The following is a 2,770-nucleotide window of genomic DNA, read 5'->3' on the forward strand; positions in this document are numbered from 1 at the left end:
AGCAGACGTGGGAGTTTGGCAAGGAGCGCGGATTTGACTTCTATAGCGCGGTTACTAGCGTCGTGGAGTGGCAAAAGGATAAAAGCACCTACTTCATCTCAAGCTCGAATGTCTATCTGCTAAAGCCCGATAAAACGATCAAAATGGTACTCGTGGAGATCGATCCGAAAACAAACGACATTAAATTTGAAATGGACGTGGAGTCGGCGTCTAGAGACGACGTAGCATACCGCGCGCTGGTGATCGATCCGAATATTTTTGATTATTAAAATTTCGCGGCGAGATTAAATTTACTGCGATCGCCGCAGTTAAATTTAGAATTTACGCGGCGGGTTAAATTCGGTTTGAAATTTAACCCGCTTGCTTAAATTTTACCCATCGCGTCGTTGAAATTCGGCTTATCAAATTTGCCGAATTTCATCTTTTAAGACTTAAATTCTACTCGCTTATAAAATATTTCTGAGCGTATGCAGCGTCGTTGTAAAGCCCTTCGCCGTATCTGTCTTTACCGTAATTTTTAATTATCTCTTGCCCTGCGCTTGAAGCTACGAAATCTATAAAATCTTTCGATTTCTTGCTTTCGGTAGTATCGCTATCGTTTTGTCTTAGGGCGCAATACGTATTTATTAGATATTTATCGCCGCGAAATAGAATTTCGCTGGATTTTATATCTTTTTTCGCCACGACCCAAGTGCTGCTATCGCTCATAAAATATGCTCCGTTTTTATCAGCTTTTAAAAGAGTCGCTAACATAAAATCTTTATTTGCCTCATACCACTGACCTTGTGGAACGATATTTGCCATTTTCCAGATACTAAGCTCTTTTTTATGAGTTCCGGAGTTGTCCGCTCTGGTGTAAAAAAGGCTTTGGGACTTGGCTATATCAGTATAGGCTTCTGTTACGTTTTGGGCGGTTTTTATCTTTGCGGGATCGTTTTTAGGCCCTACGATAAAAAACTCGTTTGATCCGATCAACGTCCTTTGCGTAGCCCAGCCCTCTTTTACGGCGCTTATTTCCGCCTTTGGAGCGTGAACCATAGCGATATCTATCTTTTTATTTTTCAAAAGTTCGAGAGTCTGACCGCTTCCTGCTTTTATCCAGCAAATTTTGGTGTCGTTTGCCTTGCTAAATTCATTAGATAAAACTTCGAGTAGCCCAAGCTCTCCCGGGCTTCCCGTAGCAAGCTTTAGCTCCGTTTTTCCGTCTCCATACACTGCGGTGCACTCACTCGCCATCAAACTGGCGCATAGCAAAATCGCGATACAAATAGACTTTTTCATAACTACTCCTTGTTTTGAAATGTAAAATTTCAGGCATTATACAACCAAGGAACTTAAACTCGAAATGGTTAAAGAATTAAAAAAGAAGCTCGTTGCTTAGATTTTATTTCAAATTTACCCTTTATTTTATACAATCTTTAAAATTTACCGCAAAGGAATTTTATGAAAATCGCTAAATTTTTAAGAATTTTAGCCGCCGTTTGCTTGCTTGGCATAGGCGCAAACGCGCTAGAGGAGGGCGTTAATTATCAAGTGTTGCAAAAGCCGCTAAACGTGCCGAAAAACAGCGTCGTTAAAATTTTTAACTACGAGTGCCCGCACTGCTATGCGTTCGATAGGACGGTCACGCCGCAGCTGATGAAAAAGCTTGAGAGGACGGAGTTTTTGCCGTGGCATCTAAAGACCAAGGGTGTGTTCGGACAGACGGCGAGCGGTATATTCGCAGCCCTCATCGTGCTTGATGAAAAGGACGATGTGAGCCTACTAAGCGACGAGTCTAAATTTAAAAAGGCGAAATTCGCGATTTACAAAGCGATCCACGACAAAAAGGATGATTTCGGCGGCGGTAGCGATAAACAAAGGTTTATCAAAACCGCGCTGGATGCCGCGGGCGTGAGCGAGAGCGAATACGAAGCGGCGCTGGCTAGCAAAAAGGCGCAGGCTCTGCTCGCGCAGTGGGACGCGGGCTACGAAGTCGCGGTGATTTCAGGCGTGCCGGCATTTGTCGTCAGCGGCAAGTATCTTTTAAACACCTCCTCGTTCGGCTCGCTAGATGAAATGGTCGCTGCGGTAAAGGAGCTGCTGGCGAAATAGGTTTTGTCGCATTAAATTTAGTCGCGCCAAAGCAAACTTTGTTTTATCGCGCTGCGTAAATTTGGCCGCGGGGCTTCTAGCAAATTTTATCGCTAAGCCCTGCGGCACGATAGCGACTAAATTTTATATTTTCAAAGCGCGGTTTCGGCGGGTAAAATTTGAGCCAAAATTTACAAATTTGACTTTAAAATTTGAACGTAAAAAGTCAAGGCGAAGTATTGCGAGATGGATTTAAGGGTTGCGACGTAAAAATTTAGCGTGGGCTGGACAAGGTAGTCCGCCGAGCTAAATTTTTACTAGCTCCGTTAAAGACGCTCGCGAGGCAAGCCGCAAAGTTAAATTTACTCGCCGCTTAGTAGGATATATCCACTCTCGCTAATGTTTTTAAATTTAACCCCCAGCTCCCGCTTCAGCCTCAGCACGACGTTTTGTATCGCGCCCTTACTCGTTTGCTCGCCCTCGTAGACGAACTCCTCGATCATCTCGTAGCTCACGAGCTTGTTTAGATTGTACGCAAATAGCCAAAAGAGCTTGTTTTGCAAAAATGATAGATAGATCTCCTCACCGTCTTTGTAGATCTTTTCTTTGGCGAGATTTATACTGGTTTGCGGGCCCAGGCGTACGAGCTTTTCGTCCTTTTCGTAGGTTAGAGCCACGAGCAGACGGCACAGAGCGG

General features: G+C 44.1%; 3 protein-coding genes and 1 pseudogene. 2 read left to right on the forward strand and 2 right to left on the reverse strand.

Annotation, left to right across the window (positions count from 1 at the left end):
* On the forward strand, positions 1–269 hold a 269-nt coding region (locus Q0386_RS00565; protein ID WP_299025604.1), incomplete at its 5' end, for an aryl-sulfate sulfotransferase.
* Between the two features lie 169 nt (positions 270–438).
* On the opposite strand, the gene Q0386_RS00570 is transcribed toward Q0386_RS00565, so the two are convergent.
* Positions 439–1,281 (reverse strand): substrate-binding domain-containing protein, encoded by an 843-nt coding sequence (locus tag Q0386_RS00570; protein ID WP_297997977.1) that lies wholly within the window; start codon positions 1,279–1,281, stop codon positions 439–441.
* A gap of 162 nt (positions 1,282–1,443) precedes the next feature.
* Here Q0386_RS00570 and Q0386_RS00575 point away from each other — a divergent pair, with 162 nt between their 5' ends.
* The gene (locus Q0386_RS00575; protein ID WP_299025607.1) at positions 1,444–2,094 is read left to right on the forward strand and encodes a thiol:disulfide interchange protein DsbA/DsbL; all 651 of its coding nucleotides are present in this window, start codon (positions 1,444–1,446) and stop codon (positions 2,092–2,094) included.
* 341 nt (positions 2,095–2,435) lie between these two features.
* Here Q0386_RS00575 and Q0386_RS00580 read toward each other — a convergent pair.
* A pseudogene (locus Q0386_RS00580) lies at positions 2,436–2,770 on the reverse strand (DNA-binding response regulator); the annotation flags it as partial.

This window comes from uncultured Campylobacter sp. (genome assembly GCF_938045625.1).
Classification (GTDB): domain Bacteria; phylum Campylobacterota; class Campylobacteria; order Campylobacterales; family Campylobacteraceae; genus Campylobacter_A.